The organism is Gemmiger sp. An194, assembly GCF_002160145.1.
Taxonomy (GTDB): Bacteria; Bacillota; Clostridia; order Oscillospirales; family Ruminococcaceae; genus Allofournierella.
In genome coordinates this window covers 1-3,750 of the sequence record NZ_NFKA01000037.1, presented here as the reverse complement: position 1 = coordinate 3,750, position 3,750 = coordinate 1, and the positions used below count along the sequence as shown (strand labels likewise).

Below are 3,750 nucleotides of genomic sequence, written 5' to 3'. Positions count from 1 at the left end.
GTCCGTCAGATCGGCCAGCGGCTCGAGATAAGAAAAGTACATCTGAACATAGCACATCGCCATCTGGCCAGTCCTCCGTTATTCTTCGTCCACCCCGGCATCCGAGAAGAAAATGGTCAGGGAGCTGTCCTTGCCGTTGTACCCGGTGGGGTTGTCCAGCATGGTAATCTGGCCCTCCATTGTCATATCCGGCCGGATCACGATGCCGATCGGGTCCCGGGTCACCAGCTTGTAGCTCAAGTGGTTCTCCTCGCAGGTATTCTCGAGCTTCTGGCACAGTGCGTCCAGCTTATCCTTTTCCATATAGGCCATGGTCATTACCTCCAATCAAAACGGCAGGTCTTCTGCCTCGTCATCAATAAAATCTGTGCTGGATTTAAACGGCGGCGCCTGAGCGGCTGCGCCAGGTAAATGGTCTTCTACCTTCTCGCCGGGGTAAAATTCATGCCCGGCGATTGATTCTGCAGTATCAAAAGGCGCTGGCTCACCCACCGGCTGAAAGCCGTCAGGCGCATTGACCGGGGCCGCAGGTGCCGCCGGAATCATGTTGATGACCTGCTGAAGCCAGCGGAACACCACCCCGGCCCCGGGGTAAACCCCGGTGGCGCTGATGGAGTGGTAGGTCTTGCCGTTGTACTCGCGGCTGCGCAGCTCGCTGCCGGTGACAATCACTGCATCGTCCTTGTCAAACATGCCGTCCAGCTCCTCCGCATTGTCCCAGATGTCCACGTCCAGGAACTTCCCGCGGTTCTTGCCCTCCTCATCCTTCTCACTGGCGTACCGGACGGACATCTTCAGCACCGGTCTGGCGTACTGGCCAACGTGCTTCAGCTCGGGGGCCTTTGCCACAGTTCCGGCCACCAGAAGGCCGGTTTTCGTGTTGCAGATCACTCCACATCACCCGCCTCAATCACATCAGCTTCGAGATCTTCCAGCGGGTCGGCAACCGGCGCCGGGGCGATGCGGCCACGCATGGACGGGGCCGGGGTGGGATCGTCCATCTCCCGGAAGCTACCCTCGTAGTCTGCGGCATAGGGGGTCTCGTCTGCGTCGTACATGCCCTGGATGTTGGTGGGGAAGGCTTCGCGCAGCGCGTGGACCAGAGCCACCTTGCGGATCATGGTGGCCGGAGAGGTCTTCCACTTGCTCTGCTTGGTGTCGTACTCCTTCAGGGGAACCTCCTCATAGTAGGGGCGGCTGCGGTCTTTGCGGTATACCTTGGCATAGCCGCCGATCAGCTGCTCGCCCAGATCTTCGTAATAGGCCGTACCTTCGCGGTACTCCACCTGGCCAACGTCCGGCAGGTAGACCTTCACGCCAGCCTCATAACCATCAAAAGCCGGGTGCTCGTTCGCCCGCTTCATGTACGCATCCTTGCCGGTGACCATCGCGGCCGGAGCGTTCTTGTCGTACTTGATGAGGTAGGCTTCCTTCAGCCAGGGATTCAGGCCGTTGGCCTTGCAGAGCTGGCCAAACAGCACGCACTCCTGGTCGGTAGCGTTCGCGCAGAAATAGTTCTTGATGTCGGCCAGCGTGATGGTAATGTCCTCACCGCCGGAGACGAAACTGAAAATGTCCGTCTGCTTGCTGGCGGTCATCGCGCCAGTCTTTGCACCGGCCGGTGCGCGCTGGATGGTCTGGGTACCGCCCACAGTGTGGGAAGTGACGGGGGCAACGGTCTCATTGTTTCTTACAAATGCCATGGTGTTTTCCTCCTTGAATTAACTGAAACATTAACTACGAATTGACTATAGATTGACTAACAGATTAACTGAGGTTGAATGTGATGCCGGATGCTTTCAGGAACTTCACCAGCGCTTTGCCCTGCTCAGCAGTATAGGTGGCGGTCAGTGTGCGGGTGAAGGTCGGCACTGCGGCTTCTACCTGTTCTCTGATCTCGGCCATGTCAAGCTGCCCGCTCGGGGTAATGCAGCGGCTCGCATCTGCCAGCTTGCGGCCGTCCTCTTTGGCCTGTCGCTGCTCTTCGGTAGGCTGCTGGATGATCGGCGCCGCGGCGGCAGCTTCCTGGGCAGCCTTGCGGGCTGCTTCGGCCCTGGCCTGAGCCTGGCGCACCTCCTGGATTCGGCGATACTCGGAGATTGCCTCGTTGAGGTTCAGGCTTCGCAGGTAGGCTCGCTGCACATCCGGGAAGTCATCGCCGCACATACTGCGAAGATCATCCATCCCGGCCCGCACGGATTCCAGCCGAGCCAGCATGAACCGGCGCGCGGTGCTGATGGGAACGCTCTTGTTCAGCCACTTGGAATCCAGGATGCGCTCAAAGCTGAGCAACTCGGCCAGCTCATCGCCCACGTTTTCCCGGAAGATTTCCTCCAGCTGCTCCCGGCGCTGATCCCGTTCGGCTTCCTCGGCCCGCTTGATTTGAACATCAATGTCGCCGCTGATTTCCTTGGCGATGCTGCGCATGCGCTTCATATCAGTCAGGAATGCCACGACCGGAGCGTTGTACCGGTCCTGCACTTCCTTCTGCGCTGCGGCCAGGTCCTTCTCGATTCTGTTCACGGCCGCCCGGTCTTTCTTGGCGTCCTTCATGTCCTCGGGGTTATAGGCCCGGCCACGGTACCGGCCTACCTGTTCCTCCAGCCAGGCCTCCACCTCTTCCTTGTTCCACTGAACCGGCGGAAGGGCGGCGCCCGTATCCAGCAGCTTCACTGTCAATTCATTCATCGCGATGTACCTCCTCTGTGGTGGATAACTCGGCAAACGCCTTTGCCATCTCTGCGATCTCCCGCTCAAAGCCGCCGATCAGCACATCCAAGGCGGCATTGCGTACACTGCCGGGCAGGTCATTGAGATTGACCACCCGCTCCTGCTCCGGGGAAACAATGGCAAAGGGTGCGGGATCGCGCTCAACCTTGTGCAGCTCATCCAGCTGTTTTTTCAGCGCCACGCTCCGATTGTGCAGAGCATTGGCCCGCTCAAGCAGTTCTCTGGTCATCGGTGGCCACCTCCTTCACCCAGCCGCAACTGAAGAACCATTCTTCAAACATTTCCAGAAAGTCCTCCAGCTCCGGCGCGTCCAGATTTGTAACCTGGACTCCGCAGCGTTCCATAGCAAAGTCCAGGGCATCGTCTGCAGCCACAAATATGCCGAAGTTTGCGCCTGCGCCGCTGTAGCCGATGATATCCTTGTTGAGGGAAGCAAAATGCGCATCCTCGGATTCGAGCAAGTCGGTCACATCCACACCCAGGGCCCGGGCGATTTTGCCCACCGTCTTTGGGGTGACGCCCCTCCCGCTGCTTGCGACAGCTCTTTCAATCGCCGAGCGTCCGATGCCTTTTCTGGAAAGATCGCTCACATTCATGCACGCCCGGGCCAGTGCCACGTCAAGTTTCGCCCTGCTGATCTTCATTTTCTTCACCTTCCTCAAAAAGCCCATCGATCTCATCCGCGAACTCCCGCAGCGCCTGGGCCAGGCTGTCCAGTGCGCCGACATCGTAACAAGCCAGCTCTGCACGGCGGGCATTGCCCAGCAGCGAGGCCTTCATAGTCCCGAGATACTGCTCCAGGACAGAAGCCTGGGCAGAAACCGTATTCCCGGCCGCAAGCTGCTGAATCTCTTCATTCTGCCGGTTGATGATTTTCACCAGCGGCTCAGAAATTTCGTTGGCCCGGCGATCAATTTCCTCTTGATCGACAGCAGCGGCCTCAACGGTAATACCGGATTCCAGCTCTCGGATACGCTCATCCCGCTGGTCGACAAGCTCCTGCATCTCGAGACCGGCCTG

7 protein-coding genes are annotated in these 3,750 nt (G+C 58.9%); all 7 read right to left on the bottom strand.

Annotation, left to right across the window (positions count from 1 at the left end; all coding sequences use genetic code 11):
- Window positions 1-78: 78 nt before the first annotated feature.
- Window positions 79-312 (bottom strand): hypothetical protein, encoded by a 234-nt coding sequence (locus B5F28_RS14185; RefSeq protein ID WP_087296478.1) that lies wholly within the window; start codon window positions 310-312, stop codon window positions 79-81.
- A 15-nt stretch (window positions 313-327) separates the two neighbouring features.
- Window positions 328-891, bottom strand: coding sequence for a single-stranded DNA-binding protein (locus B5F28_RS14180; protein WP_087296477.1), 564 nt, complete (start codon window positions 889-891; stop codon window positions 328-330).
- Window positions 888-1,703 carry a phage recombination protein Bet gene (gene bet, locus B5F28_RS14175; protein WP_087296476.1) on the bottom strand — a complete coding sequence of 272 codons (816 nt, stop codon included), beginning with the start codon at window positions 1,701-1,703 and terminating at the stop codon, window positions 888-890. Before bet ends, B5F28_RS14180 begins: the two co-directional genes overlap by 4 nt.
- Window positions 1,704-1,767: 64 nt before the next feature.
- Window positions 1,768-2,688, bottom strand: coding sequence for a DUF1351 domain-containing protein (locus B5F28_RS14170; protein ID WP_087296475.1), 921 nt, complete (start codon window positions 2,686-2,688; stop codon window positions 1,768-1,770).
- Entirely contained in the window at window positions 2,681-2,959 is a 279-nt protein-coding gene (locus B5F28_RS14165; RefSeq protein WP_087296474.1) for a hypothetical protein, read from the bottom strand. Before B5F28_RS14165 ends, B5F28_RS14170 begins: the two co-directional genes overlap by 8 nt.
- Complete coding sequence (locus B5F28_RS14600; protein WP_247643501.1) at window positions 2,940-3,374, bottom strand: helix-turn-helix domain-containing protein; 435 nt, start codon at window positions 3,372-3,374, stop codon at window positions 2,940-2,942. The genes B5F28_RS14165 and B5F28_RS14600 overlap by 20 nt, the downstream gene beginning before the upstream one ends.
- The coding region (locus tag B5F28_RS14155) for a hypothetical protein (protein WP_206423092.1) at window positions 3,349-3,750 on the bottom strand (402 nt) is incomplete at its 5' end. The genes B5F28_RS14600 and B5F28_RS14155, both read right to left, overlap by 26 nt.